This window comes from Nitratireductor sp. GZWM139, from assembly GCF_030068685.1.
In the GTDB taxonomy this organism is placed as follows: domain Bacteria; phylum Pseudomonadota; class Alphaproteobacteria; order Rhizobiales; family Rhizobiaceae; genus Nitratireductor; species Nitratireductor aquimarinus.
Window position 1 is genome coordinate 229,260 of sequence record NZ_JAMQML010000001.1, and the last position, 25,985, is coordinate 255,244.

Sequence of the window (25,985 nt, forward strand, 5' to 3'; positions counted from 1 at the left end):
TAACGCCGGGGCAGGCTATGTCAAAATATAGGAAAAAATTCTTGACACCGTAACGGCCCGCTGATAGGTTTCAGGCATGGTCGCAAAGTTGCGGCATCGGGGCGGGTCTTCGGGCGAAGGCGCGCCTTTTTTGTTTCCGAAAATGGATGGCGATCTCATGAGGGTCTCTTGGGCATGACGGTTTCGGCCGATCTGATGGCCCTGCGCGCGCTTTGTGAGGGCGCGCCGGCCTCGTTTGAGCTCTTGGCGCTGGCCAGTGGCCGCTCGGAGAGGCTGTTGCGCAAGCGCGCGCAGACGGAAGGGTGGAAGACGCGGGATGGCGTCCAGCCCCGCGCCTGCGGGAACCGGGCAGAGGTTCTGACGGGGCTGATCTTCACGGAGCTCGAGCGGACGATTGAGCGCGGTGTGCGCGATGACGCCTATGACAAGGCGCGGATCGATGCGCTGGGCTCGATGCTCAAGATTGTTGAGAAGATGCGTGAAAACGCTGCCGGTGAGCAGGATGCGGATGCAGAGCAGGCTCCAAGCGATGAAGACATGGCCGCCGCACTCGAACGCATCGACGAACGCATTCGCAGCCTTGCCGAAGAACTGGCGGGAGGGCTGGGCGCGGGCGAACCTTCAAAAGCGGTTGGCGCTGGCGATTGAGCGGGAATGGCTGGGCTGGGCGCGGCTTGCGCAATATCCGCTTGGCGCGATTTTCGACAGCTGGCTGGTGATGGGCGGACGCGGCGCGGGCAAGACCCGGCTGGGGGCTGAATGGGTCAACGCGCTGGTGCGCGGTCTGCCGCCCTTTTCCGGCGGCCGGCGTTATGGGCGGCTGGCGTTGATCGGTGAGACGCTGACAGATGCGCGCGAGGTGATGGTGGAGGGGCCGTCGGGTGTGCTTGCCGTGTCGCGCGGTGCGCGCCCGCGTTTCGAGGCAAGCCGCAGGCGCATCGTGTGGGAGAATGGCGCGGTGGCGCATCTGTTCTCGGCAGAGGATCCAGACAGTCTGCGCGGACCGCAATTCGATGCCGCCTGGTGCGATGAACTGGCCAAATGGCGGCTGGCGGATGCGACGTTCGACATGCTGCAGTTCGGACTGCGGCTTGGCGAGCGGCCAAGGCAGCTTTTGACAACGACACCGCGACCGATCCCGCTGATCCGCCGGCTGATGGACGATCCGCATGTGACGGTGACGCGGATGCGTACGGACGAAAACCGGGACAATCTGGCGCCGGGCTTCATCCGGGCGATCCGCCAGCGCTATGCGGGCACGCGGCTGGGGCGGCAGGAGCTTGACGGCGAGCTGATCGAGGACCGGCCTGACGCTTTGTGGACACGGGCAATGCTGGAGGCGGCGGGTTGCGCCGAACAGGCGGGAGACTTGAGGCGCATTGTGGTGGCGGTCGATCCGCCGGCTGCTTCGGGCCGTCGCTCGGACGCCTGCGGGCTGGTGGCGGCGGGGCTCGATGCGGCGGGCCATGGCGTGGTGCTGTGCGATGAGACGGTGAAGGGCGCAAAGCCACAGGAATGGGCGGCGCGCGCGGTAGCGCTTTATCGCCGGCTCGGTGCCGACTGTCTGGTGGCGGAGGTGAACCAGGGCGGCGAGATGGTGGCGACGGTGATCGCCACGGTTGACGCGAGCGTGCCGGTGAAGGCGGTGCGGGCAACACGCGGCAAGTGGCTGCGGGCGGAGCCGGTGGCGGCACTTTATGAACAGGGAAGGGTGCGCCATGCGGAACGCTTTCCGGCACTTGAGGACGAGATGTGCGATTTCGGCCTCGATGGTCTCTCGGGCGGGCACTCACCGGACCGGGTGGATGCGCTGGTCTGGGCGCTGAGTGAACTGATGCTTTCGAACCGGCGGGAGCCGCGTGTGCGCGCGCTCGGCTGAGGCAGACAAAGAAACACAGATCGGGAAAATCACATGGCTTGGTATTGGCCCTGGGCAAGGCGTCCGGGAGGTGCTGACGCGCCGGTTGAAACCAAACAGATGCATGCCGGCGGTTTCGTCGCGCTGCACCGGGAGGCGGAGGCGCGGTTTTCGCGGCGCGACTATGCTGCGATGTCGCGCGAGGGGTTTATGGCCAACCCGATTGCGCATCGCGCCGTGCGGCTTGTCGCGGAGGCGGCGGCGGCGATCCCGTGGCTGCTTTATGAAGGTGCGCGGGAGCATGACGCGCATCCGGTGCTGGAGTTGATGGCGCGGCCCAACCAGCGCCAGGCCGGCAGCGGCTTCATGGAGGCGCTTTACGGGCATCTGCTTCTGTCGGGCAATGCCTATCTGCGCATGCTGGAAACGGGCACGGGCACGCGCGAACTGCATCTATTGCGGCCGGACCGCGTGTCGGTGGTGGCGGATGCGGGTGGCTGGCCGGTGGCGCTGGACTACCGCGAGGGCAAGGCGCGCGAGCGTGTGCCGCTGGAGGCGGGGGCAGCGCTGCAACTCACCCTCTTTCATCCGCTCGACGATCATTATGGTTTCGCGCCGCTGGGCGCGGCGCTGATGGCGCTCGACACGCACAATCAGGCGGCGCGCTGGAACAAGGCGCTACTCGACAACTCTGCGCGGCCTTCGGGAGCGCTGGTCTATGCACCGAAAGAGGGCGGGAACCTTTCCGACGACCAGTTCGACCGGCTGAAGGTGGAACTGGAACAGGGTTATGCGGGCGCTGCGCGCGCCGGGCGGCCGCTGCTTCTGGAAGGCGGGCTCGACTGGAAGGCGATGAGCCTTTCGCCGCGCGACATGGACTTCATGGCGGCGAAGAATGGGGCTGCCCGCGACATCGCGCTGGCGCTCGGCGTGCCGCCCATGCTGCTTGGCATTCCCGGGGACAACACCTATGCCAATTATCAGGAGGCGAACCGGGCCTTTTACCGTCTGACCGTGCTGCCGCTTGTGGGGCGGGTGGCGAAGGAGTTCTCCGCCTGGCTCCAGCCGGTGTTCGGCGCTGGGGTGCGGCTCTGGTACGACGCGGACGGCATTGAGGGACTGGCCGCCGAGCGCGAGGCGCTGTGGAGCCGGGTGGGCGCTGCCGACTTCCTGAGCGACGAGGAAAAACGCCGGGCCGTGGGCTATGGCCCGCGCGGCGAGTGAGGCGCTTCATGGTGGATGCGGGGGTGCTTGCCGCCGGATGCGCGGGGAGGCCGCTTGGTTCCGCCTGCTGGCCGCCGCCGCGCGGCTGGAGATGGCACTGAAATACAATCCCAGATGGCACCTTCAGCCGCGCGTGCCGGCGGGAAATCCTGGTGGCGGGCGGTGGACGGATGGAGGCGGGGGCACTGGTTCCGGCGCTATGGGGCAGGATGAAGCACCTGTCCTGCAAAGATCGGCAGACAGGAAAAGAAGTATAATCAAGGATACGCCCGCAGTCTTTGAGGTTGAGGCGAACTCAGAAGCAAACGGCAGCAAACCAATCTACGAACTCCATGAGATGAACGAGGTGTTTGAGCATGCCGTGGACATTCTGAAGGAGGCGTCGGCACAAGATGTCGATCATCGATTGGTGATGGCCATCGTCTACATGAAGACCACGCATGGGTACTATGATCGGCTGCACCCTCGGCCCAAGACGGTTTTGCCGATGAATGTCCATGTGTCATATTGGTTGGGCTTTGGCTGGAGTCGGGAAGATCTACAGGTTCCGGCGACCAATATTCGAGCCGGAGTGACTTTGCTGAAGCGTATATCAGAGCGGGTGAAAGAGCCTACGGTTGCAAAGGTAGCAACGCTGTACAACAATCTGTCAGCAGAGCAGGTTTCAGGTTATGGGGCTCGTGTTCAGAAAATCTATGAAGAAGAACCGTGGTGGGATTTGTAGGAATATTTCTTTTGGGAAAATTTTAATATTTTCCCTTATTATATCTGTTTTTATATCTATTTATATTGTTTATATAGCCCTAGATCATAATCCTCAAGCTTCATATTTTGCTTCATACGAAGGTTTTGATTGTAGATTTGGGGCTGGTTTTATTTTTATTTTTGATTTGGTGTCGAAATCGGATTTTATAGAGTGGGGGAATTTATTTTTATTGGCCTTGTCATGGTTCTTTGCCTCGTTGTTAATTTTATTCATCGTTAGTTCTATGGTTTTGTGCCTCGTGCGGTATTTTCTCCGGCACACGTAGGGCAATGCCTTGATTGCCTCCCTTGCGGGGACCGCAGAACAAGGCCGGGAGAAAGACAGTGTCTGTTCCAGACGCTTTTACTCGCATGGCGCGCCATATGCATGCCGATGTGGAGCTTGTCGTTCGATCTGATGACGAGTTGCCAGCCTATCTCGCTCGGTCCTTGACCGCGCAAGAAAAGGAAATTGCATCCGGTTTTATCGAACGGTTGCTGGCGGACGGGCTGAACGATGAGGATTTGGTGAAAATCTGGTCAGAAACGGGCTCTGATTGCTACCTTCGCAAAGGGTATGCGGAGCTTTTTTATCGGGAGCTCCTTGAGGCACTGCGTGCCGGGTAGATTGGCGATGACGAGGTGAGTGATGGAAGTTCCCGAGGTTTTTGCCGCCTGGCTGAAGGGATGAAACTCGCAATGGAACTTTCCGGCGATGATCGGGAGGCGCTGTGGAGCCGGGTGGGCGGCGCGGATCGACATGCGCTACGTCCACCATACACGGTGAAATACTTCGTTTCGAAGCTGTTACTCGACAGGCGCGTGATCGATTTCAGGAGCTCACCCGTGGGGCGGTTCCCCATTTTAATCCTCTCTGGGGACGCAGGTGGTTGCTGAAAGAGCTCTTTCGAAACGGGTACAGATTTGAGCGCAATGCCAAAAGTGGAGATGGTGTGATCTACCGCAACCAGCATACCGGCGAGGCGTTCGCATCATGGCAAGCCTCCGGGAGAATTTCCGCACTAAAGTTGACGCGAAAATCCTTTCAAAATTCTACTAGAGGTATAGGATGAGGGGTGACCTCAAGGAGCAGCCGCACACACCCGTTCCGGACACCGATTGAGGCAGCGACTGACGTTGCCCCCATCTTTTTATCCAGCGTGACTTAGACTCCGGGGTGTGTTTTGGCCGTGCTGAGCCGGGTGGAAGACGGGAGCTGGGGTGGAGCTGGCCATTGAGCGCAGCGCCAGATCCCGTCGGTGGGTGAAGGTGGTGGCGTATTTGGCCAGGGTGAGCCAGGCCAGCCTCAAGTGTGGGCGATTCCCATTCTAGTCGGTCCGCCATTCTCGAAGGGTAATGCGGGCTTAGAAGAGGCTCGGGAACAAGGTCTCGTTGAGCATCTCGTCCCTGAGCCTGCCATTGAACGATTCAATGAACGCGTTTTCCGGCATGTTGCCTTTCGGTGCCAGCGTTGGCTTAGTCGCTAAGTCGGTTAGACTTGGCGTATCCGGGCCACGGGGCACCGGGAGCACGCAAGTGCGGGCAGGCCGTCGTATGCAGATGAACTGATAGTTCGAGCACGTTATCTGGCCGCCCCTACGACTCGCCCGGATGCGCTGCTAGCGCGGATCCGTATTTGTCGTGTTGCCCCCCGGCTCCCTGTTGGTGACCAACGATGGAGGGAACCATGCGTATCATCGGCATGGATATACACCGCGTGGCCGCCGAGGCCGTGCCGTTGCGGAAGTGCTGTCGCCCTACGTCGGTCGCGTCGTGATCGCCAATCCGAAGCATGTGCACATGATCGCCCACGCGAAGGTGAAGACCGACACGATCGACGCAACGGTCCTGGCCAAGCTCTATGCCTCGGGCTTCCTGCCGGAGGTCTGGGTCCCTGAGCCGGAGACACTCGCTCTGCGTAGACAAGTCACGCGACGGACACAGCTGGTGCGGCAACGGTCCCGGCTGAAGAACCTGATCCAGTCAATCCTACACGCCCACCTGATCCCACTCTGTCCGCATGGCAATCTGGTCGGAATCAGCGGACGCAAATGGCTTGCCAAGCAAACGCTGCCTGCGGACGAGCGCGCGGCAATCGAGCGCCACCTCGGCCTGATAGGTCAGATCAACGATCCGACAATTCGCCGCCTGATGACGTAACCTGGCATCGACGTCACTGTGGCCGCGAGCGTTGCCGCTGCGATCGGCGACATCCGGCGGTTCAGTGATCCGCAGAAGCTGGTAGCCTATCTTGGCCTTAAGGGGCTGGCGCTGTGGCCGGCTCCGCGATTTCGCTTGCTTATATCCTGCCGAGCCACCGGCGCGATGCGGCGATCCGCTTTGCGGCTGGCGTGGTGTGCGGGATGGTTTTCGGCGGGGTGACAGGCTTGAAACTCGCCGAGATCCTGGAACTGACGGAGCGGCTGGAAGCGACGGAAACCATGCTGATGGGCGAGGCGGTGGCAAGCCTTTGCGCGTGGAGCGCCATCGGTCTGGCGCTGCGTTATCTCCATGCGCGCCCGGTCGGGGTGCTGCCGCAGGAGGGGCATGATCGTCTTCGCGAACAGAAAGGACGCTAGAGAATCTTCGATGAACGCAGAGTCGATTTGGGAATTCACGCGGACAGCCTTGTCGGGTTCACTGCTGTGGGTGGTTTGGGAGGAGGTGAAGATGACGAGAAGCCTGAGCGGCCACCTTCGCGGTCAGGTGATTGCGCCGATCGAGGACAGGGTTTCGACTCGGGAGGCGGCACGGCGCTTCCGCATCGGAATCTCGACGGCGGGGCGGGGGGGGGGCGTCGCTATCGCGAGACCGGCGAGACCGAGGCGCGCAAGCAGGGCCAGCGGTCTCATTCGAAGCTCGATGCGCATGAGGCCTTTATTCTGGGTCTCATGAGGAGGTGCCGGACATCACCTTTGCTGAGATCTGGGGAGCGCCTTGCGGCCGAACGCGGCGTAGAGGCTGCAACCTCGACGGCGTGGCTGTTTCTCGACCGGCGCGGTTTCACGTATAAAAAAGACGGCGCATGCCTCAGAGCAGCAGCGCGCGGACATTCTTCGCCGCCGCATAGTCTGGTTCGATAGTCAGCTTGATCTCAATCCCGAGAAGCTGATCATCATCGATGAGACCGCGGCATCCACCAAGATGGCCAGACTGCGAGGGCGCGCGCCTTGCGTCGAGCGATGCCGAGCGGCCGTTCCCCATGGCCATTGAAAGACGACCACCTTCACCGCCGGCCTGCGACTGTCCGGCATAGCGGCGCCGGTGCTGCTCGGCGGTCCGATGAACGGTGCAGCCTTCCTGGCCTATGCTGAGCAGGTTCTCGCGCCAGAGCTTCGCTCCGGCGATGTCGCGGTCATGGACAATTTGCCGGCCCACAAGGTCAGCGATGCGCGCGAGGCCATGGAGAAGGTCGGAGCGCGGCTCCTGTTCCGGCCGCCCTACTCGCCCGACTTCAATCCGATAGAAATGGCCTTCTCCAAGCTCAAGGCACTGCTTAGAAAGGTCGCCGCCAGAACCGTCTACGACGGGTCCGTCGTTGCAGACTGCCTACCCGCCTTCACAGCCGAGGAATGCCAACACTATTTCAAGGCAGCCGGATATGACCCGGATTAAGTCAAATCTTCTCTAGACCATGCACGCAAAGAGCGTGCCGATACCCGACGAGCACAAATATGCCGGGCTCGACATCGAAACGATGCAGGCGGACGGAACCTTTTCGGGCTACGCAAGCCTGTTCGGGCGGGTCGATCTTGGTCACGACGCGGTGGTGCGCAGTGTTTCCTCAGCGGCAGCCGAGTGGGTTTATGAGGCGGCGCAGAGGGCTGCCGATTTTCCGGGTGCTGCGGGGCCGATCCATTTCACCGTGCGCCAGATCAGCGCTCAGGCCGGACCGGGAAACCCGGCCAGCATTGCAGTGACCGTTTGACCATTCAACAAGGGAAGGAAGACGATGATCAGAAGCAAACCATGGTACCTCTCGCGCACCATCTGGGCGTCTGTGGTCACGATTGCGGCGACGGCGGCGAGTATGCTCGGCTATCCGGTCGGCGAGATCGACAGTTCGGCCGTGTCTGAAGGGCTGTTGCAGGCCATCACTGCCATTTCTGGGCTGGTCGCCATTTTCGGCAGGGTTCATGCCCGCAGCACGATTGCCTAGAAAGAGTTGCGAAGGCGGGCAATGACCCGCCTTCGCAAACCCAGCGCCCCGTAAAATAACACAGCCGTTCATTTCCTATTCAGGCTGTATGGGCTACACCGGATGCATGTTCTGGCATCGTGCAAATAAACCCTTCTTGCTGGTCGCTCTGGCGCTTTTACCGGTGCTGATCTGGCCATCCGCAGCCGCCGCCCAGTCGGGCGTCGATTGCTACTCCGTCGGTTCACGGGTTGCGGCCCAGAATGGCGGGCAACTGGTTCAGGCAACAGCCGAAGACCAGGGTGGAAAGACCGTCTGCAGGGTGGTCGTGGTCATTCCCGGTGGTAACGGGGAACGCCCGAAACGCGCCGAGTTCGTGGTGCCGGCCAATTGATGCCGCGCGCCCGGGCGAGGCGTTTGCCCGTGCGTGGCCTTTGAATGACGTGAAACAGGACAAGTCGAGGGGCTGATGCGCATTCTGGTTGTCGAAGACGACAAGGACCTCAACCGGCAGATCTGCGAAGCACTGACCGATGCCGGCTATGTGGTCGACAAGGCGTTCGATGGCGAGGAAGGGCATTTCCTCGGAGACACCGAGCCCTACGATGCGGTGGTTCTTGATATCGGATTGCCGCAGATGGACGGCATCAGCGTTCTGGAGCGCTGGCGTCAGGACGAGCGCAAGATGCCGGTCCTGATCCTGACGGCGCGTGACCGCTGGAGCGACAAGGTTGCCGGTATCGACGCGGGCGCTGACGATTATGTCACCAAGCCATTTCACATTGAGGAAGTCCTCGCGCGGCTGCGCGCACTGATCCGGCGCGCGGCGGGGCACGCATCGTCTGAACTGCGCTGTGGTCCGGTCCGCCTTGATACGAAAGCCTCGAAGGCGGATGTGGGGGGCGTTCCGCTGAAGCTGACGTCGCATGAGTACCGGCTGCTGGCCTATCTCATGCACCACAAGGATACGGTGGTTTCGCGCACGGAACTGGTCGAGCACCTGTACGACCAGGATTTCGACAGGGATTCCAATACGATCGAAGTGTTTGTCGGACGGTTGCGCAAGAAGCTTGGCGATGTGGATCTGATCGAAACCGTGCGTGGTATGGGATATCGTCTGCGCGAGCCGGGGGCCGGTTAGGCCGCCCCGATGGCTGACCATAACAAGCAATCCTATCTGAGGCGCATCCTGTCCCGCTCGCTTGCGGTGCGGGTGATCGCGTTTTCCTCTTTCTGGGCAATCATAGCGCTGGTGGTGATCGCCACCATCATCTCGGCGCTGTTCCGACAGGTCTCGGAACGGGGGTTTGACAGCGTTCTGTCAGCCTATCTGAACAATGTGATCGGTTCTGTCGGCGTGGCCGAGGATGGCGGGTTGCAGGGCAATCCGAACCTCGATGATCTACGCTTTCTGCAGCCTCAGTCAGGCTGGTACTGGGCGGTTGAGCCGGTGACGGATGATCTGGGGCGGGCACTGCGCTCGCCGTCCATGGCGACGCCGATCCCTTCGCCAGACGCGTCCAGGGTGCCGTTCAATGCGGGCTTTCAACGCAATTACAAGGCGACCGGTCCCGGTGGCGACACGATCCAGGTGGTTGAGGCCGAGCTGGTGGTGGGCGATCAGGGGCAGGTTGCGCGCTTTCGCGTGATGGGAAACCGCAGCGAGCTGGAAGACGAAATCAGCCGCTTCATTCGCACGCTCTATGGCTATCTCGCGCTTTTCGGCATTGGCATGGTGGCGATCAATGTCTTCGCCATTCTTTACGGTCTGCGCCCGTTGAACCGCGTGCAGCAGGCGCTTTCCGACATCAGGGCGGGAACGGCGCAGCGGCTGGCCGGGCCATTCCCCACAGAGATCGAGGCGCTTGCGGATGAGACCAATGCGCTGATCGACAACAACAGACGCATTGTCGAACGTTCACGCAAACAGGTGGGCAATCTGGCGCATTCGCTGAAGACGCCGCTTGCCGTGCTTATGAATGAAGGCGATGCGGTGGGCGGCGAGCGCGGCAAGCTGATCACCGCGCAGGCCAAGGCGCTGCAACAGCAGCTTGACCACTATCTCCAGCGTGCGCGTGCTGCAGCACAGCGCGACAGCCTTGTGTTTCGGACACCGGTGCAGGTTTCTCTGGAGCGGATGGCGCGGGTGATGAGCAAGCTCAATCCGTCCATCGATCTGCAGGTGGAACTGCCCGACGAGGTGCTGGTCTTTGCCGGAGAGCGGGAGGACCTGGAGGAGATCAACGGCAATCTGATGGAAAATGCGATGAAGTGGGCCGCAGGCCAGGTCGCGCTGACCCTTGAAGAAGGGGGCGAGCCGGGCGAGGGGCGGGGCCTGCGCATCGTGATTGAAGATGACGGGCCTGGAATTCCCGAAGAGCAGGCGCGCGACGCAGTAAAACGCGGTCGCCGGCTCGATGAAACCAAGCCGGGAACAGGGCTGGGCCTTGCGATTGTTGCCGACCTGGTGGAAGAATACGGGGGCACGCTTGCGCTGGAGCGGTCTGTTCTTGGTGGGCTGAAAGCTGTCGTTACGCTGCCACGGGCCGAAGCATAGAATTGCTTGTTAAGGAAGATCGTCCAAATTAGGCCAAATCGATGCCCTAATCAGGGGCTCGTAAACGATGAGTGTGTCTCAGGGGATCATCGAGATCAATGAAACTCGCGCCAATCTTCGCTGTAGCGTTCTCCGCAGTTTTGTCGGGCTGCCTCAGCAGCAACATGTCCGGCTCGCAGCTTGAGCCCAATCAGTTCGCGGCGACGCAGACGCCTGCGGACAGCTCTGCCATTCTTGGCATGGAGGGCGGCGGGCTCGTCGGCGGTGAACTTGGTGACGCCCTGTCGCGACGGCAGAAGCGGCTTGCCATCGAGGCCGAGTACAAGGCGCTGGAAAATACGCCTGCCGGTCAGGATGTCTCGTGGCAGGATGCCTCGTCCGGACGGGCGGGAACAGTGCGCCCGGCGCAGCCTTACCGCGTCGGTTCGCAGGACTGCCGGCAGTATACCCATGTCATTCAGGTCAATGGCGGGCCGCGCGAGGCGCGCGGAACTGCTTGCCGCAACGAGGATGGCAGCTGGATGTTGCTCGGCTAACACATTGACAAGAAAGCGCAAATGGCCTGACTGACCGGTTGTGCCGGTTTCTGAACGTCTGGCATTTTAGGCGTTTGTGCGAGATGTTTGCACAGCGCAACCGTGACTTGCCAAATGGCCGCAGGCGTATCGAGTTGGCAGCGGGTTTGCCGACCGCTATTTAGGGCTCATGTTGTTCTGGATCCTTGCAGCCTTTTTGACCTTCGTCGCCGCTTTCGCCGTATTGCGGCCCTTTGCCGTGCGCAACGGGCAGGCAGACGATGCCCCCGCTCATGATATCGAGGTCTACCGAGACCAGCTCGATGAAGTCGAGCGCGATGCCGAGCGCGGTCTCATCGGACCGCAGGAGGCCGAGCAGGCGCGTGCCGAAATCGGCCGGCGCATCCTCAAGGCATCCGAAGCGGCCGACAGCCAGGCCGGCAAGCGAAACGCCAGTCGACGCGTGACGCAGCTGACGGCTGCGATTGCGGTTCTGGCCGTGCCGCTCGTCAGTTGGGGGCTCTACGTGTTTACCGGCTCGCCCAACATGCCGGCGCAGCCCTTTCATGCGCGTGCAACCGAAGAGCCGGCCAATGCCCCGATTGATGAGCTGGTGGCGCGGGCGGAAGCCCATCTGGCCGAAAACCCCGACGATGCGCGCGGCTGGCAGGTTCTGGCTCCGGTCTATATGCGGATCGGCCGCTTCGGCGATGCACAGACCGCGTTGCGCAATATCATGCGCATATCCGGCGACAGTGCTGAGATGCAGTCTGCGCTGGGCGAAGCGATTGTCGGTGGCGCACAGGGCATGGTGACGGCGGAAGCCGAAGAGGCCTTCAATGCCGCCATTGCGCTTGACCCGAAGGAGCCGAGGGCGCGTTTCTTCCTTGGGCTGGCGCTGGCGCAGGATGGCGAAACCATAGATGCCCAGGCGATGTGGCGTGAGATGCTGGCTGACCTGCCGGGAGAATCGCCGTGGCGCGTGGCGGCGCGGCAGGCACTGCTGAGCTCGGGTGACACATCGGTGGCAGGCGCAGAAACCGCGCCAACGGGTCCAAGCGATGAGGATGTGGCTGCGGCAGCCGAACTCTCCCAGGCTGATCGTCAGGACATGATCGAAGGCATGGTTGCGAGCCTCGACGCCAAGCTGCAGGAAAACCCGGATGACATGGATGGATGGCAGCGTCTCATTCGTTCATACATCGTGCTGAAGCGTCCGGACGACGCAAAGGCCGCCCTGGAGCGAGCTGTGGCAGCCCTTGGGGCCGATGCGCCCGAGAGCCAGGAATTGAAAGCCTTCGCCGATAGTCTCGGCATCAAAAGCGAGTAGGTGTGACGTGACACGGAAACAGAAAAGACTGGCCGTCATCGCAGGCGCAATCGGTTTTCTGGGGCTCGCGACAGGGCTCACACTCTATGCGCTGGGCGAGCAGACGTCGTATTTCTATATGCCGGGCGACCTTGAAGAACGGCCGGTTGCGGCGGGTCAGCGCATACGTCTGGGCGGTCTTGTGGAGAAGGGCTCCATTCAGCGCGGCGACGACACATATGTGCGTTTTGCGGTCACGGATGGAACCGAATCCGTGGCGGTGCAGTATTCCGGCATTCTTCCGGACCTCTTCCGCGAAGAGCAGGGGGTTGTGACCGAAGGCGCCTTCGATCAGAACCGCAACTTCATTGCTGATACGGTACTTGCCAAGCACGATGAGAACTACATGCCGCGGGAAGTTGCAGACAGCCTGAAGGAAAAGGGCGTCTGGAAAGAAGATTGAACGCGGCTGATCCTTTACACTGAAGTTTCTCCGCAGACGGCTTGATTGGAGCGTACCGGATAATGAGCATCGAACTCGGTCATTTCGCCCTTGTCCTGGCCTTTGCTTTGGCGCTTGTCCAGATGTCGGTGCCGATCATTGGCGCGCAGCTCAGGAACGAAACGCTGATGCGGGTCGCGGAGCCTGCGGCGATCACCAGCTTCATGCTGGTCGCGTTGTCCTTCATGGCGCTGACCTCGGCCTATATCCAGTCGGATTTCTCGGTGCTGAATGTGTGGGAGAACTCGCATTCGGCCAAGCCGATGCTGTTCAAGATCACCGGCACCTGGGGCAACCATGAAGGCTCCATGCTGTTATGGGTTCTGATCCTCGTGTTCTTCGGTGCGCTGGTGGCATTCTTCGGCCGCAACCTGCCTCTTTCGCTGCGGGCCAATGTTCTTGGCGTGCAGGGGGCGATCAGCTGCGCATTCATCATTTTCATTCTGGCGACGTCGAATCCGTTTGCGCGGCTTGATCCGGCGCCGATTGAAGGCCGTGACCTCAACCCCATCCTTCAGGACATCGGGCTCGCCATCCATCCGCCGCTTCTCTATCTCGGCTATGTGGGCTTCTCGATTGCGTTTTCCTTCGCCATTGCGGCGCTGATCGAAGGCCGGCTCGATGCGGCCTGGGCGCGCTGGGTGCGTCCCTGGACGCTGGCCGCCTGGACCTTCCTGACGGGCGGCATCGCCATGGGCTCCTACTGGGCCTATTACGAGCTGGGCTGGGGCGGCTTCTGGTTCTGGGATCCGGTGGAAAACGCTTCGCTTCTGCCCTGGCTGGGCGGCACCGCGCTATTGCATTCCGCGCTGGTGATGGAGAAGCGCTCCGCGCTCAAGATCTGGACCGTGCTGCTGGCGATCCTGACCTTCTCGCTTTCGCTTCTGGGTACGTTCCTCGTGCGCTCCGGCGTGCTGACGTCCGTCCACGCCTTCGCGACGGACCCTGCGCGCGGCGTGTTCATTCTGGGCATCCTTGTCCTGTTCATCGGCGGATCGCTGGCGCTCTTTGCATGGCGGGCGGCGACGCTGACGTCGGGCGGGCTCTTTCAGCCCGTGTCGCGCGAAGGGGCGCTCGTTCTCAACAATCTGATCCTGACCACGGCGACGGCCACGGTGCTGATCGGCACGCTCTATCCGCTTCTGGTGGAGGCGGTGACGGGTGACAAGATTTCGGTCGGCGCGCCCTTCTTCAACCTGACATTCGGGCCGCTCATCCTTCCTCTGCTTGCAATCGTGCCCTTCGGCCCGCTGCTTGCGTGGAAGCGCGGTGATCTCTGGGCGGTCTCGCAGCGGCTCATCTGGGCCTTCGGCGGGGCGCTGGCGGTTGCGCTTCTGGCGCTGGTTCTGGTGGATCGCACTTCGGTTCTGGCTGCGCTGGGCATCGGCCTTGGCGCGTGGCTTGTGCTGGGGGCAATGACGGACCTCGTTATCAAGTCCGGTCTCGGCAAGGTTGCGCCTTCGGTTGCCTTCAGTCGCTTCAAGGGGCTGCCGCGTTCTGTGTTCGGCACAGCGCTTGCCCATGCGGGGCTTGGGCTCACCACCATCGGCATCGTGGCGGTAACCACGCTGGAGACGGAACGGATCGTCGCCATGGAGCCGGGCGAGGTCGTGGAAATTCATGGCTACAATCTGCGCTTCGACAGTTTCAGGCCCTTCACCGGGCCGAACTACACCGAGGATCAGGCGCGCTTCGTCCTGACGCGCGTGACCGGCAGGCAGCTTGGCGAAATCGTTTCGTCGAAACGCTTCTACACGGCGCGTCAGATGCCGACCACGGAGGCGGGCATCCGCACGCTCGGCGTGAGCCAGCTCTATGTTTCGCTTGGCGACCAGACGCCCAACGGCAAGATTGTCGTGCGGATCTGGTGGAAGCCGATGGTGACGCTCATCTGGCTTGGCGCGCTCGTGATGATGATTGGCGGCACGGTGTCGCTGCTTGATCGCAGGCTGCGGATCGGAGCACCCATGCCCCGCAAGAAAGCCGCTCTGGCACAGGGCGGACAGGCATGATGCGCAAGCCAGTCAGCCTTCTGGCTGTGTCTGCGGCCGCACTCTTCCTGTCGCTGCAGCCGGTGGCGGCCGTGCAACCCGACGAGGTGCTGGAAGATCCGGCACTGGAAGCGCGCGCCCGCGATCTGTCGACCGAACTGCGGTGCATGGTCTGTCAGAATCAGTCGATTGACGATTCCGATGCCGAACTGGCGCGTGATCTGCGCGTTCTGGTTCGTGATCGTCTTCAGGCGGGCGACAGCAATGAGGAAGTGCTCGACTATGTGGTCGACCGGTATGGCGAGTTCGTTCTTCTCAAACCGCGCTTCAGCTATCGCAATGCGCTCCTTTGGGGCGCACCGATTCTCCTGCTGCTGATCGGCGGTGCGATCATTTATGCGAATGCCCGCCGTCGCGGGGCCAGCGCGGGTCAACAGGCGCTGAGCGCCGAGGAGAAAGAGCGGCTTGACCGAATCTTGAACGAGCGTGATTGAGTTTTCGCTACGTCAAGCATTGCGTTGCGGGCGTTTCATCATAGCTTGAGCCTCTGGCTTCGGCCTGAAACGATCCATTGAGGCACACGCAAAAGGTAGGCGCATGACCGCGAAAACACTCAAGCTCGCTTTCCCCGGCCATTCAGGGGCTGAACTGGCCGCGCGTCTCGATCTGCCCAACGGCCCGGTTCGCGCCTATGCGCTGTTTGCCCACTGTTTTACCTGCTCCAAGGATTTGCTGGCGGCGCGCCGGATTGCAGCCGATCTGGCGCGCAGTGGCATTGCCGTCCTGCGGTTCGATTTTACCGGGCTCGGATCGAGCGAGGGCGAATTTGCCTCCACAAACTTCTCGACCAATCTCGGTGACCTTCTAAGCGCTGGCGAATTCCTGAAAGAGCATTATGAAGCGCCGGGCGTCCTGATCGGGCATTCGCTTGGCGGTGCTGCCGTGCTTTCGATTGCGGCGCGTCTTCCTTCCGTCAAGGCGGTCGTCACCATTGGCGCACCTTCCGACACGGCGCATGTTCTCAGGCATCTCGGGGCATCGCCGGAGAGCATCGAAGCGGAAGGCGAGGTCGATGTCACCCTCGGCGGCCGCCCGTTCCGCGTTCAGCATCAGTTTGTCGAGGATGTGCGCTCGCATGCCCTGCTTGATGCCGTGGCTGCGATGCACAAGCCGCTTCTGGTCATGCATGCGCCGCTGGATGAGATCGTCGGCATCGAGAACGCCACGCAGATCTTCCTCGCCGCCAAACACCCCAAGAGCTTCGTATCGCTGGACAGCGGCGATCATCTTCTGACCGGGCAAGAGGATGCCGCGTTTGCCGCAAGTGTCATGACCGGCTGGCTTTCGCGCTACATCTCCGGCGATGAGCCGCAGGGCGAGGCGCCCATCGAGCATGTCCGTGTCATGGAGACGGGGCAGGGGAAATTTCAGAACGCAGTGCAGGCGGGTCGCCATCGGCTGTTTGCCGATGAGCCGGAAAGCTATGGCGGAATGGACAGCGGACCGTCGCCCTACGACTTCCTCTCCATCGCGCTTGGCGCCTGCACGACCATGACGCTGCGCATGTATGCAGACCGCAAGAAACTCTCACTCGGCCGGATCAATGTGGACGTCTCGCATGCGAAGATTCACTCCAAAGATTGCGCTGACTGTTCCGAAGCGCTGAAGGAGCAGGGGAAGATAGACCGGTTTGAACGGGTCATCGATGTGGAGGGAGACATTTCGGAAGAGCTGCGCGACAAGCTGATAGAGATTGCCGGGAAATGCCCGGTTCACCGGACCCTGGAGAGCGTCGCACACGTGCATACGCGTGTCCGCGAGGGTGAAAGCATGACTGAGTAGGTGCAGCGAACATTACCAAAAATTCATCGGCTGGAAATGGCGCTGTAATGTTTGGGTCACTATCTCTGTCTTCGAAGACGGCGAGGCGCGCCGAAATGAAATGTTTTCAAGAGGATATCATTCCATGCATCAGAATGCTGACAACAACGCGACAAACAAGAGCGTTATCGGCAAGGGTCGCGGCCGGTTGATGGCCACGATTGCGTCTGTTGCGATTGCAGGTGCGGTTGGCCTTGGTGTCGTGACGAGCGGAACCGCGCCGGTGATGGCTGAGGCCGTTCGCCTCGAGCAGCCGGTTCAGGCTCCGAGCTTTGCCGACATCGTGGAAGAGGTTTCTCCCGCTGTCGTGAGCGTGCGCGTGAAGGCTGAAATCCAGACCACATCGGACCGTGGCGGCTCGTTCTTTGACATGCCGGGCTTCGAGGGACTGCCGGAAGGGCATCCGCTTGAGCGCTTCTTCCGCGAGTTCCGCGGCGAGCGTGGTGAGCGCGGCTATGAGAAGGACCGCCGTCCCGACCGTCGCCAGCGTGCACGTCCGGTCTCTCAGGGTTCCGGCTTCTTCATCTCCGAAGACGGTTATCTGGTGACCAATAACCACGTGGTGGAAGGTGGCAGCAGCTTCACCGTTGTGATGGATGACGGCACCGAGATCGACGCCAAGCTGGTCGGCACCGACCCGCGCACCGATCTTGCCGTGCTGAAGGTCGATGAAGAGCGCGAGTTCACCTATGTCGACTTCGCCGATGATGCGCAGGTGCGTGTTGGCGACTGGGTCGTGGCCGTTGGTAATCCGTTCGGTCTCGGCGGCACCGTGACGGCGGGCATCGTATCGGCGCGTGGTCGTGACATCGGCGCAGGTCCTTACGATGACTTCATCCAGATCGACGCTGCCGTGAATCGCGGCAACTCCGGTGGTCCGGCTTTCAACCTGACGGGTGAAGTCGTTGGCGTGAACACGGCAATCTTCTCGCCTTCGGGCGGCAATGTGGGCATTGCCTTCGCTATTCCCGCGTCCATCGCCAAACAGGTGGTCAAAGACCTGATCGACGACGGTACCGTGGAGCGCGGCTGGCTCGGTGTCCAGATTCAGCCCGTGACCAAGGATATCGCTGAATCGGTTGGCCTCGACGAGGAAAAGGGTGCGCTGATTGCCGACGCGCAGGCTGGTGAGCCTGCCGCCAAGGCTGGCATCCGCTCTGGCGACATCATCATCGCCGTTGAGGACAAGCCGGTCTCGTCGCCCAAGGAGCTTGCACGGCTTGTCGCCGGCTACGCCCCGGGCAATGACGTGGCGGTGACCGTGTGGCGCGACGGCAAGACCGAGAACCTCACGGTGACGCTTGCCGAAATGCCTGGCGTCAAAACAATGGCATCGGCAAGCGGTGGCGCGCAGCCGGATGCGGTGAACGCGCAGTTCGGCCTCAAGGTTACCCCGGCTGAAGATGGTGACGGTCTCGTTGTCACGGATGTCGAGCCCGGCAGCCCCGCCGATGATCGCGGCATTCGCGCCGGCGACATCATCCGCACTGTCAACTCTCAGGCGGTGAAGTCAGGCAAGGATGTCGAGGAAGCCGTTGCGGCTGCCGTTGAAGCCGGTCGCAAGGCCGTCCTGATCCAGATCCAGCGTGACGACGCAAGCCGTTTCGTTGCCCTGCCAACCGGCCAGGGCTGATCACCTCACACAAGACCTCACATCTCCCCCGCAATCTTTGCGGGGGAGTTTGTCTTCTCTGAATTCGCTGGATCGGCAAACGGGGTATAACGGGCGTATGAAGATTCTTGTTATCGAAGACGACCGTGAAGCGGCGGACTATCTGAAGAACGCTTTTACCGAAGCCGGACACACGGCAGACATCGCCCGCGATGGCGATACCGGTTTTTCCATGGCCGATACCGGCAGCTACGATGTTTTCGTCGTCGACCGGATGCTGCCGCGCCGTGACGGCCTGTCGATCATCACGGAACTGCGTGAAGGCGGCAATGATACCCCGGCGCTCATCCTTTCGGCACTTGGCGAGGTGGACGACCGTGTGACGGGTCTGCGCGCCGGTGGCGATGATTACCTCACCAAACCCTATGCCTTCTCCGAACTGCTCGCCCGCATCGAAGTGCTGCGCCGTCGCGCTGGCGCGAAAGATGTCGAGACCTCCTACCAGGTCGGCGATCTGGAACTCGACCGCCTGTCGCATACGGTGCGCCGCGCGGGGCAGGAGATTGTGCTCCAGCCGCGCGAGTTCCGTCTTCTCGAATACATGATGCGCCATGCCGGCCAGGTGGTGACGCGCACCATGCTGCTCGAAAATGTCTGGGATTATCATTTTGACCCGCAGACCAACGTCATCGACGTGCATATCTCGCGCCTGCGCGGCAAGATCGAGAAGGGCTTTGACAAGCCGCTCCTTCATACGGTGCGCGGCGCCGGCTACATGCTGAAGGACTGATGGCGCGCATCCTTTCCATCCTCAACACGACGGCAGCGCGCCTCTCTGCGCTCTATCTCATCCTGTTTGCCGTCTGTGCCTCTTTCCTCGTCATCTACATGACGTCTCTGTCCGCCCGCATGCTGGTCGGGCAGACGCGCGATGCCATCAATGAAGAAGTGCGCGGCCTTGATCGCTCTTATCGGCGGGGTGGGCTGCCGCTCCTTGTTCGCGTGATTGAGTCGCGCGCGCGCCAGCCGGGCGCAAATCTCTATCTGCTCGCAGACGCCAATGGCCGCATTCTCTCAGGCAATGTCGAAAGCCTCCAGCCGGGCGTTCTGGATGTGATGGGCTGGACAGAGCGCCCGTTCACCTACAGCCGTTTCGGTGAAGGCGAGGTGCGTCTGGACCCGAACGGGAGTGAAGCCAAACACAAGGCGGTGGCCGTTGTCTTTCGCCTGCCCAATCAGGTCATCGTCATGGTCGGGCGTGACCTGGGAGAGCCCGAGAAATTCCGCAGTGTGATGCAGCGCGCCCTTGTGGTGACGCTTGCAATCATGAGTGTCGGCGCGTTGCTGATCTGGTATTTCGTCGGCCGTCGCGCCCTGAAACGCATCGACCGCGTGTCTGAGGCAAGTCGCAGCATCATGGGTGGAGATCTGTCGCACCGGCTGCCGGTCTCCAGCGCAGGCGACGAGTTCGACCGTCTCTCCGACAATCTGAACAAGATGCTCGACCGCATCTCAGCCCTGAATGAAGGGTTGCGCCAGGTCTCCGACAACATCGCGCATGATCTGAAGACGCCCCTGACGAGACTGCGCAACCGCGCGGAAGCGGCACTCGCCGGCAAGCCGGAGACAGCGGATTACCGCGCCGCGCTTGAGCGCACGATTGCTGAATCCGACCAGCTCATCCGCACCTTCAATGCAATCCTGATGATCTCGCGCCTTGAGGCCGGCTATTCAGCCGAGGCGACCGGGACCATCGATCTGCGCGCGATCCTCGCCGATGTGGTCGAGCTCTATGAGCCGCTGGCCGAGGAGCAGGGCGTTGCGCTTGAAGCGCAGATCAACGGTGCGCTCGAAATGCCAGGCAACCGCGAGCTGATCGGACAGGCGCTGTCGAACATCGTCGACAATGCCATCAAATATTCCGCCGGTTCCGGCGAAAGCCCGGCAGTGAAGGTCTCTCTGGACAAGGTCGGCGACGAAATCCGCTTGACGGTTCGCGACAATGGCCCCGGCGTATCCGAGGCGGACCGGCAGCGCGTGACGGAGCGTTTCGTGCGGCTTGAGGAAAGCCGTACCCAGCCGGGTTCCGGCCTCGGTCTCAGCCTTGCCAAGGCGGTGATGACATTCCATGGTGGTCGCCTCGAATTTGCCGACAATGCGCCCGGTCTCGCCGTCACGATGGTGTTTCCCGCGGAGCCGCCGAAACGGAAATCGGAAGCGATTTTCAAGAAGCGTGACGCCTCTGCCTGACGGGGCGGACAAGCAAGAATGCCTGACTGAAGAGGGGACCGGAATGGGGCGTGATGCGGTTGCGGATGGGAGCCTGTGGTTCGGAGCGCCGGTCAAGGCGCTGACACCCGCCGACGCCGAGCAGGCTGCCGATGCGCTGGAAATGGTGCTTGAGGCCGCCCGTGACAATGAATGCCAACGGTTCGGCGATCTTCTTGCAGGCGAAACCGCGCTGACGGATTTTCTCACGGCCGTGTTCGGGCTGTCGCCATTTCTGCGTGACTTCGCGCGCCGCAACCCGCAGGCGCTGGAAGCCCTGTTCGACACGCCGCTTGCCGCGCGGCTGGATGTTCTTTTCGACACAATCGAGCAGAGCGCCTTTGAAGAGGGGCAGAGCGAGAGCGGGCTCATGAAGGCCCTTCGCGATCTGAAGGCCGAGGCGCATTTCCTGATCGCGGTTGGCCGCCTGGCGGATGCCGCCGATACGGCCCTCACCACCGAGCGGCTCAGCCTTCTTGCCGACAAGTGCATCCGCGCCAGCGTCGACTTCCTTCTCCTCGATGCGGACCGGGCTGGAAAACTCAAACTGCCGGATCGCGCAAACCCCTCCAGCGGCAGTGGCTGGATTGTTCTGGGCATGGGCAAGCTTGGCGCAAATGAACTCAACTTCTCATCCGATATCGACCTGATCGTTCTGGTCGATCCGCACGCGCCCGCCATCCCCGAGCCCTATGAGGCTGTCGATCTGTTCGTACGGCTGACGCGCCGGCTGGTGCGGATCCTTCAGGACCGCACCGAGCATGGCTATGTCTTCCGCACCGATCTGCGGCTGCGGCCCGATCCCGGCTCCACGCCGCTTGCCATCCCGGTCGGAGCCGCCCTTCACTATTACGAGAGCCGTGGCCAGAACTGGGAACGCGCTGCCATGATCAAGGCGCGGCCGATTGCGGGCGATCTCGTAGGCGGCGAGAGCTTCCTCAAGGAGCTGCAGCCCTATGTCTGGCGCAAATATCTCGACTATGCGGCGATTGCAGATGTGCATTCCATCAAGCGCCAGATCCATGCACACAAGGGGCATGGCGAGGTCGCGGTCAAGGGCCACAACGTCAAGCTCGGGCGTGGCGGCATTCGCGAGATCGAGTTCTTCGTTCAGACTCAGCAGCTCATTGCCGGCGGGCGATTTCCGGAGCTGCGCGGGCGGCGCACGGTCACGATGCTGGCGGAGCTTGCCCGCTGCGGCTGGATCGATGATGAAGCGCGCGATGCGCTGACGCACCAGTACTGGTTCCTCAGGGATGTGGAACACGCCCTGCAGATGGTGGCTGACGAACAGACACACACACTGCCGGAAGACGATGACGAACTGGAGCGCATCGCTCATATGCTGGGCTTTGACAGCGCCGGGTCGTTTGCGGAAACGTTCCGCGAAAGTCTGCGCCTCGTGGAGCAGCATTATGCGGACCTGTTCGAGACCGCGCCGCAGCTGTCGCGCGGCGTGGGTAATCTCGTCTTCACCGGCGATGTGGATGATCCGGGCACACTCGAAACGCTGAGCGAGCTGGGTTTCGAGCGGCCAAGCGACATGTGCCGTGTGATCCGTGGCTGGCACTATGGACGCTACCGCGCGACACAGTCTGCCGAGGCGCGCGAAAGATTGACCGAGCTGACACCGGCGCTTCTCGAGGCCTTTGGCGGCACAAGGCGCGCCGATGAGGCGTTGCTGCGCTTCGACACGTTCCTTGCGGGTCTTCCAGCCGGCATTCAGCTTTTCTCTCTGCTTCAGTCCAACCCGGCGCTGCTCAACATGCTGGTCAGCATCATGGGCGCGGCCCCAAGGCTGGCGGCGATCATCACGCGGCGACCGCACGTGTTTGACGGTCTGCTCGATCCGGCGCTTCTCTCCGAACTGCCGGATCGCGCCTATCTCGCCGAGCGGCTGGACACGTTTCTGGCCGGAGCCCGGATTTTTGAGGAAATCCTCGACCGGCTGCGCATCTTCGCCGCCGAGCAGAAATTCCTGATCGGCATCCGGCTTCTCACCGGCGTCATTGACGCGTCCCGTGCGGGCAAGGCGTTTTCCGATCTCGCCGATCTTACTGTTGGCTCCGCGCTTGATGCGGTGATCGACAATTTTGCCGAACGCCATGGCCGCATCACCGGCGGGCGCGCCGCCATTCTGGGCATGGGCAAGCTGGGCAGCCGTGAGCTGACCGCCGGTTCCGATATCGATCTGATCCTGCTTTACGATCACGATGCCGACGCGGACTATTCGGACGGGAAGAAGGAGCTTGCGCCGTCAGAATATTATGCGCGGCTCACCCAGAGGCTGATCGCCGCCGTTTCGGCCCCCACCGCAGAGGGCGTGCTTTACGAACTCGATCTGCGGCTTCGCCCGTCCGGCAACAAGGGGCCGGTCGCCACCAATATCGAGGCCTTCGCCCGTTACCAGCGCAACGAGGCGTGGACATGGGAGCATATGGCGCTGACGCGTGCGCGCGCCGTCGCCGGCGACCCGTCGCTCATGGAACGCGTTGAAGGGGAGGTGGGCGAAATCCTCTCTCTGCCGCGCGATGCCGCGAAGATACGCGGCGAGGCGGCGGAAATGCGTCGCCTGCTCGAAGAGGAAAAGCCGGCCCGCGATATCTGGGATCTGAAGCTGGTTCCCGGCGGTTTGATCGATCTGGAATTCATCGCGCAGGTTGCGGCCCTGACCGGGAATATCGAGGAACAGGGCGAGGAGGCCACGGCAACCGGCGAGGTTCTGTCCGCGCTTTCAGAGGGCTTCTGTCCGCCGCAGGTCCGTCAGGAGCTGGTCGATGCGCATGCGCTCTACATGACGCTCACGCAGACCACGCGGCTTTGCCTCGAAGGCGGCTTTGACCCGGACGAAGCGCCGCCGGGCTTTGCCGATCTGCTTCTTCGTCAGACCGACCTGCCGGAACTGCCGGTTCTTGCCGCCCATGTGGAGGAAACCGCCGGCAGGGTGCGCCGGCATTTCGAGGCGCTCATCGGCCCGGTTGAACAGGATTAAGCGAACCAGCCTCTAACGACTGTCATCAGGCGGCCACGGCCGGCTTCTTGCGCTCGCCTGCCGGCAGGCGGACGGACACAATGGTGCCGACGCCTTCGGTCGAGCGGATTTTCAGCACACCGCCATGCAACTCCGCCAGCGAGCGGGAGATGGCAAGCCCCAGCCCGGAGCCGGTATGGCTCTTGGAGAACTGGTTCTGCACCTGCTCGAAGGGCCGTCCGAGCTTTTTCAGCGCATCGCGCGGAATGCCGCAGCCCGAATCTTCGATGGTCAGCGTCACCGCCTGGCCAACCTTGCGCGCGCGCAGCGAGATGTGTCCGCCTTCGCCGGTGAACTTCACCGCGTTGGAGAGCAGGTTGATGACGATCTGCTTGATGGCGCGGCGGTCTGCGAAAACCTGCATGGTCTCCGGAATATCCATCTTCATGTCGATGGACTTCTCCGCCGCCTGAAGATCCACCACACGCACCGTCTCGCGGATCAGCGGGCACAGATCGATCTCCTCGCAATCGACGGAGAACTGGCCCGCCTCGATCTTCGACATGTCGAGAATGTCGTTGATCACGCCCAGCAGGTAGGAGCCGCTGGAACAGATGTCCTGAACATATTCCGCATAGCGCTCGGAGCCGAGCGGGCCGAACATGCCCGACTGCATCACCTCGGAGAAACCGATGATGGCGTTGAGCGGCGTGCGCAGCTCATGGGACATGTTGGCCAGGAATTCCGATTTCGCGCGGTTGGCCGCCTCGGCGCGCTCGGTCTCGCGCATGTATTTGCGGTTCAGCTCGCTGAGCTCGCGGGTGCGCTCCTGCTCGGCGCGGCGCGCAAGGCTCAGATCGTGAATGGTCGCCATCAGGCGGCGTTCGCTGTCGACCAGCTTGCCCTGATGCTGCTTCAGCTGGGTAATGTCGGTGCCCACCGACACGGTGCCGCCATCGCGCGTCTTCAATTCGGTGACCTGCAGCCAGCGTCCGTCTGCGAGCTGGCGCTCATAGGTCGCGCCATTGCCATTGCCGGAGGGGATGGCCAGCCTCCGCTCTGAGCGGAAAGCGGGCGCATGGGCCTCAATGTCGCGCCGGCGCGCGCCGGCCACGATCATGCTCTGGTCAACGCCCAGATCCTGCTTGTACTTCGTGTTGCACATGACGAGGCGCTCTGCGTAGTCCCACAGAACGAAGGATTCGCCGATGCTCTCGATTGCCGTGCGCAGCCGCTGGTCGGCCGCTTCCGTCTGCTGCACCAGCGTGCGCTGCTCGGTCACGTCCACGGCAATGCCGATCAGGTGCAGTTCGGGCGCGTTCGGGTCGACAACCTGCGCGCGGGCGCGCACCCAGACCCACTGGCCATCGGCGCGCTTCATCCGGAAAACCCGGTCCACATGGTCGATCTCGCGCGCCACGATGCGGTTGGCCAGATCGAACAGATCGCCATCCTCGGGGTGGATGATCTCCGCCACCTCGCCGAAGGAAAGCATGTCGTCGGTGGTCTCGTAGCCGAGCATCTCGAACATCGAACGCGACCAGAACATCTTGCCGCGCACCATGTCCCAGTCCCACAGGCCACACTTGCCGCGCACCATGGCCATGTCGACCCGCTGATGGGCCTCCATGTAGATGCGGTCGGCGGCCTGCGCCCGCGCGGCCTGGCTGAAATAGGCGTAGAGGATCACCATCAGGATCGCCGCCGTCAGCGCAAACAGGGTCACGTTCAGCGAGACGGAGCGCCGCCAGTCGGCAAAGAGCGCGTCATGCGAGGTCAGCGCAATCGCCGATCCATCCTGTCCGGGCACATGCACGAGCGAGGCCAGCCAGCTCTCGCCGCCGATTTCCACGTTCATCACGCCGGCGCGTGCGCCGAACAGGAAGAGCGGCTGCCCGCCTGTCAGCACGGATTCCAGCGAACGGCCGACAAGGTCGGTCCCGTTGGGCGAACTTGCGATCACGTCGAAACGGCTGTCGGTGATGGCCAGAACGCGCTGGTCTTCGGAACCCGCGCGGCGCATCGCTTCCTCGATCAGCATGCGGGCCTTGTGCGTCGGGTCGGCCTCGGTCGTGTCCACGGCCACGCTTGCGGCAAGCGAATCTGCGGCAAGCGCCAGCATGGTTCGCGCATCGCGTTCGATGTCGTCGCGCCAGGTGAACAGCGAGAGAAGGCGCGCTGCGGCCAGCACCAGCAGAAAGATGATGATCAGAATGGGGATCGAGCGGCGCAGATATGGTTCCACCGCCAGCAGACGCTCGTATGCCGGAGCAGCGATTATCTTGGCATTGCCGGCCAGTCCCATACGCCTTGCGCGTCGGGTTTTTGGCCCGGCAGCCATGCCCGCTATCAGGGGCAAAGCCCAACCCCCTGCCTTCGCCATCCGACGGGCTCCCTCGTTCCTCGGTTAAGTTC

Annotated in this window: 22 protein-coding genes and 3 pseudogenes; 23 read left to right on the forward strand and 2 right to left on the reverse strand. The window is 62.1% G+C overall.

The features are described 5' to 3' along the window. The first annotated feature begins 174 nt into the window (after nucleotides 1-174). From NDI72_RS01065 to NDI72_RS01085, 5 genes are all read left to right on the forward strand, one after another. Nucleotides 175-648, forward strand: coding sequence for a hypothetical protein (locus NDI72_RS01065; protein WP_283799317.1), 474 nt, complete (start codon nucleotides 175-177; stop codon nucleotides 646-648). After that, complete coding sequence (locus NDI72_RS01070) at nucleotides 632-1,879, forward strand: DNA-packaging protein (protein WP_502888362.1); 1,248 nt, start codon at nucleotides 632-634, stop codon at nucleotides 1,877-1,879. Before NDI72_RS01065 ends, NDI72_RS01070 begins: the two co-directional genes overlap by 17 nt. A 33-nt stretch (nucleotides 1,880-1,912) precedes the next feature. Next, nucleotides 1,913-3,082 (forward strand): phage portal protein, encoded by a 1,170-nt coding sequence (locus NDI72_RS01075; protein ID WP_206547298.1) that lies wholly within the window; start codon nucleotides 1,913-1,915, stop codon nucleotides 3,080-3,082. A gap of 37 nt (nucleotides 3,083-3,119) precedes the next feature. After that, nucleotides 3,120-3,806 carry a hypothetical protein gene (locus tag NDI72_RS01080; protein ID WP_283799318.1) on the forward strand — a complete coding sequence of 229 codons (687 nt, stop codon included), beginning with the start codon at nucleotides 3,120-3,122 and terminating at the stop codon, nucleotides 3,804-3,806. A gap of 365 nt (nucleotides 3,807-4,171) precedes the next feature. Next, nucleotides 4,172-4,453 (forward strand): hypothetical protein, encoded by a 282-nt coding sequence (locus NDI72_RS01085; RefSeq protein WP_162742257.1) that lies wholly within the window; start codon nucleotides 4,172-4,174, stop codon nucleotides 4,451-4,453. Between the two features lie 524 nt (nucleotides 4,454-4,977). Here the strand turns inward: NDI72_RS01085 and NDI72_RS01090 are convergent. Next, nucleotides 4,978-5,283: pseudogene (locus NDI72_RS01090) on the reverse strand (integrase core domain-containing protein); the annotation flags it as partial. 277 nt (nucleotides 5,284-5,560) lie between these two features. Here NDI72_RS01090 and NDI72_RS01095 point away from each other — a divergent pair. The 18 genes and pseudogenes from NDI72_RS01095 to NDI72_RS01180 all read left to right on the forward strand — a co-directional run. Further along, nucleotides 5,561-6,208: pseudogene (locus tag NDI72_RS01095) on the forward strand (IS110 family transposase); the annotation flags it as partial. Continuing rightward, entirely contained in the window at nucleotides 6,100-6,405 is a 306-nt protein-coding gene (locus NDI72_RS01100; protein WP_283799319.1) for a DUF6107 family protein, read from the forward strand. The pseudogene NDI72_RS01095 and the gene NDI72_RS01100, both read left to right, overlap by 109 nt. A 91-nt stretch (nucleotides 6,406-6,496) precedes the next feature. Beyond that, nucleotides 6,497-7,441 (forward strand): annotated as a pseudogene (locus NDI72_RS01105) (IS630 family transposase). Between the two features lie 34 nt (nucleotides 7,442-7,475). Beyond that, nucleotides 7,476-7,754: a hypothetical protein gene (locus tag NDI72_RS01110; RefSeq protein ID WP_283799320.1), complete on the forward strand. Its 279-nt coding sequence runs from the start codon at nucleotides 7,476-7,478 to the stop codon at nucleotides 7,752-7,754. A 24-nt stretch (nucleotides 7,755-7,778) separates the two neighbouring features. Continuing rightward, nucleotides 7,779-7,985 (forward strand): hypothetical protein, encoded by a 207-nt coding sequence (locus NDI72_RS01115; protein WP_206547315.1) that lies wholly within the window; start codon nucleotides 7,779-7,781, stop codon nucleotides 7,983-7,985. A gap of 106 nt (nucleotides 7,986-8,091) precedes the next feature. Next, nucleotides 8,092-8,358 (forward strand): hypothetical protein, encoded by a 267-nt coding sequence (locus tag NDI72_RS01120; protein WP_113156228.1) that lies wholly within the window; start codon nucleotides 8,092-8,094, stop codon nucleotides 8,356-8,358. Nucleotides 8,359-8,433: 75 nt separating this feature from the next. Further along, on the forward strand, nucleotides 8,434-9,105 hold the full coding sequence (locus tag NDI72_RS01125) for a response regulator transcription factor (protein WP_206545916.1): 672 nt from the start codon (nucleotides 8,434-8,436) through the stop codon (nucleotides 9,103-9,105). Between the two features lie 9 nt (nucleotides 9,106-9,114). Then, nucleotides 9,115-10,521, forward strand: a complete 1,407-nt coding sequence (locus NDI72_RS01130) for a sensor histidine kinase (RefSeq protein ID WP_283799321.1) — start codon at nucleotides 9,115-9,117, stop codon at nucleotides 10,519-10,521. A 98-nt stretch (nucleotides 10,522-10,619) separates the two neighbouring features. Further along, the gene (locus tag NDI72_RS01135; RefSeq protein WP_204360793.1) at nucleotides 10,620-11,057 is read left to right on the forward strand and encodes an RT0821/Lpp0805 family surface protein; all 438 of its coding nucleotides are present in this window, start codon (nucleotides 10,620-10,622) and stop codon (nucleotides 11,055-11,057) included. Nucleotides 11,058-11,226: 169 nt separating this feature from the next. Continuing rightward, the gene (gene ccmI, locus NDI72_RS01140; RefSeq protein WP_206993688.1) at nucleotides 11,227-12,366 is read left to right on the forward strand and encodes a c-type cytochrome biogenesis protein CcmI; all 1,140 of its coding nucleotides are present in this window, start codon (nucleotides 11,227-11,229) and stop codon (nucleotides 12,364-12,366) included. A gap of 7 nt (nucleotides 12,367-12,373) precedes the next feature. Continuing rightward, entirely contained in the window at nucleotides 12,374-12,808 is a 435-nt protein-coding gene (ccmE, locus tag NDI72_RS01145; RefSeq protein ID WP_283799322.1) for a cytochrome c maturation protein CcmE, read from the forward strand. 62 nt (nucleotides 12,809-12,870) lie between these two features. After that, complete coding sequence (locus NDI72_RS01150) at nucleotides 12,871-14,859, forward strand: heme lyase CcmF/NrfE family subunit (protein ID WP_206547318.1); 1,989 nt, start codon at nucleotides 12,871-12,873, stop codon at nucleotides 14,857-14,859. After that, nucleotides 14,859-15,332 (forward strand): cytochrome c-type biogenesis protein, encoded by a 474-nt coding sequence (locus NDI72_RS01155; protein ID WP_283799452.1) that lies wholly within the window; start codon nucleotides 14,859-14,861, stop codon nucleotides 15,330-15,332. Before NDI72_RS01150 ends, NDI72_RS01155 begins: the two co-directional genes overlap by 1 nt. Nucleotides 15,333-15,435: 103 nt before the next feature. After that, complete coding sequence (locus tag NDI72_RS01160; protein ID WP_283799323.1) at nucleotides 15,436-16,680, forward strand: bifunctional alpha/beta hydrolase/OsmC family protein; 1,245 nt, start codon at nucleotides 15,436-15,438, stop codon at nucleotides 16,678-16,680. A gap of 124 nt (nucleotides 16,681-16,804) precedes the next feature. After that, entirely contained in the window at nucleotides 16,805-18,352 is a 1,548-nt protein-coding gene (locus tag NDI72_RS01165; protein ID WP_206545923.1) for a Do family serine endopeptidase, read from the forward strand. A gap of 97 nt (nucleotides 18,353-18,449) precedes the next feature. Next, the gene (locus NDI72_RS01170; RefSeq protein WP_113154620.1) at nucleotides 18,450-19,121 is read left to right on the forward strand and encodes a response regulator transcription factor; all 672 of its coding nucleotides are present in this window, start codon (nucleotides 18,450-18,452) and stop codon (nucleotides 19,119-19,121) included. Continuing rightward, nucleotides 19,121-20,581, forward strand: coding sequence for a sensor histidine kinase (locus NDI72_RS01175; RefSeq protein ID WP_206545924.1), 1,461 nt, complete (start codon nucleotides 19,121-19,123; stop codon nucleotides 20,579-20,581). The genes NDI72_RS01170 and NDI72_RS01175 overlap by 1 nt, the downstream gene beginning before the upstream one ends. A gap of 43 nt (nucleotides 20,582-20,624) precedes the next feature. After that, entirely contained in the window at nucleotides 20,625-23,591 is a 2,967-nt protein-coding gene (locus NDI72_RS01180; protein ID WP_283799324.1) for a bifunctional [glutamine synthetase] adenylyltransferase/[glutamine synthetase]-adenylyl-L-tyrosine phosphorylase, read from the forward strand. A 25-nt stretch (nucleotides 23,592-23,616) separates the two neighbouring features. Here NDI72_RS01180 and NDI72_RS01185 read toward each other — a convergent pair whose 3' ends face one another. After that, the gene (locus NDI72_RS01185; RefSeq protein ID WP_162742259.1) at nucleotides 23,617-25,953 is read right to left on the reverse strand and encodes a PAS domain-containing sensor histidine kinase; all 2,337 of its coding nucleotides are present in this window, start codon (nucleotides 25,951-25,953) and stop codon (nucleotides 23,617-23,619) included. Between the last annotated feature and the right edge of the window lie 32 nt (nucleotides 25,954-25,985).

Bases quoted from the DNA above. Each gene is read 5' to 3' on its own strand.
- NDI72_RS01065 (WP_283799317.1), top strand. From the start codon at position 175: ATGACGGTTTCGGCCGATCTGATGGCCCTGCGCGCGCTTTGTGAGGGC.
- NDI72_RS01075 (WP_206547298.1), top strand. From the start codon at position 1,913: ATGGCTTGGTATTGGCCCTGGGCAAGGCGTCCGGGAGGTGCTGACGCG.
- NDI72_RS01080 (WP_283799318.1), top strand. From the start codon at position 3,120: ATGCGCGGGGAGGCCGCTTGGTTCCGCCTGCTGGCCGCCGCCGCGCGG.
- NDI72_RS01115 (WP_206547315.1), top strand. From the start codon at position 7,779: ATGATCAGAAGCAAACCATGGTACCTCTCGCGCACCATCTGGGCGTCT.
- NDI72_RS01120 (WP_113156228.1), top strand. From the start codon at position 8,092: ATGTTCTGGCATCGTGCAAATAAACCCTTCTTGCTGGTCGCTCTGGCG.
- NDI72_RS01125 (WP_206545916.1), top strand. From the start codon at position 8,434: ATGCGCATTCTGGTTGTCGAAGACGACAAGGACCTCAACCGGCAGATC.
- NDI72_RS01130 (WP_283799321.1), top strand. From the start codon at position 9,115: ATGGCTGACCATAACAAGCAATCCTATCTGAGGCGCATCCTGTCCCGC.
- NDI72_RS01135 (WP_204360793.1), top strand. From the start codon at position 10,620: ATGAAACTCGCGCCAATCTTCGCTGTAGCGTTCTCCGCAGTTTTGTCG.
- ccmI (WP_206993688.1), top strand. From the start codon at position 11,227: ATGTTGTTCTGGATCCTTGCAGCCTTTTTGACCTTCGTCGCCGCTTTC.
- NDI72_RS01150 (WP_206547318.1), top strand. From the start codon at position 12,871: ATGAGCATCGAACTCGGTCATTTCGCCCTTGTCCTGGCCTTTGCTTTG.
- NDI72_RS01155 (WP_283799452.1), top strand. From the start codon at position 14,859: ATGCGCAAGCCAGTCAGCCTTCTGGCTGTGTCTGCGGCCGCACTCTTC.
- NDI72_RS01160 (WP_283799323.1), top strand. From the start codon at position 15,436: ATGACCGCGAAAACACTCAAGCTCGCTTTCCCCGGCCATTCAGGGGCT.
- NDI72_RS01165 (WP_206545923.1), top strand. From the start codon at position 16,805: ATGCATCAGAATGCTGACAACAACGCGACAAACAAGAGCGTTATCGGC.
- NDI72_RS01170 (WP_113154620.1), top strand. From the start codon at position 18,450: ATGAAGATTCTTGTTATCGAAGACGACCGTGAAGCGGCGGACTATCTG.
- NDI72_RS01175 (WP_206545924.1), top strand. From the start codon at position 19,121: ATGGCGCGCATCCTTTCCATCCTCAACACGACGGCAGCGCGCCTCTCT.
- NDI72_RS01180 (WP_283799324.1), top strand. From the start codon at position 20,625: ATGGGGCGTGATGCGGTTGCGGATGGGAGCCTGTGGTTCGGAGCGCCG.
- NDI72_RS01185 (WP_162742259.1), bottom strand. From the start codon at position 25,953: ATGGCGAAGGCAGGGGGTTGGGCTTTGCCCCTGATAGCGGGCATGGCT.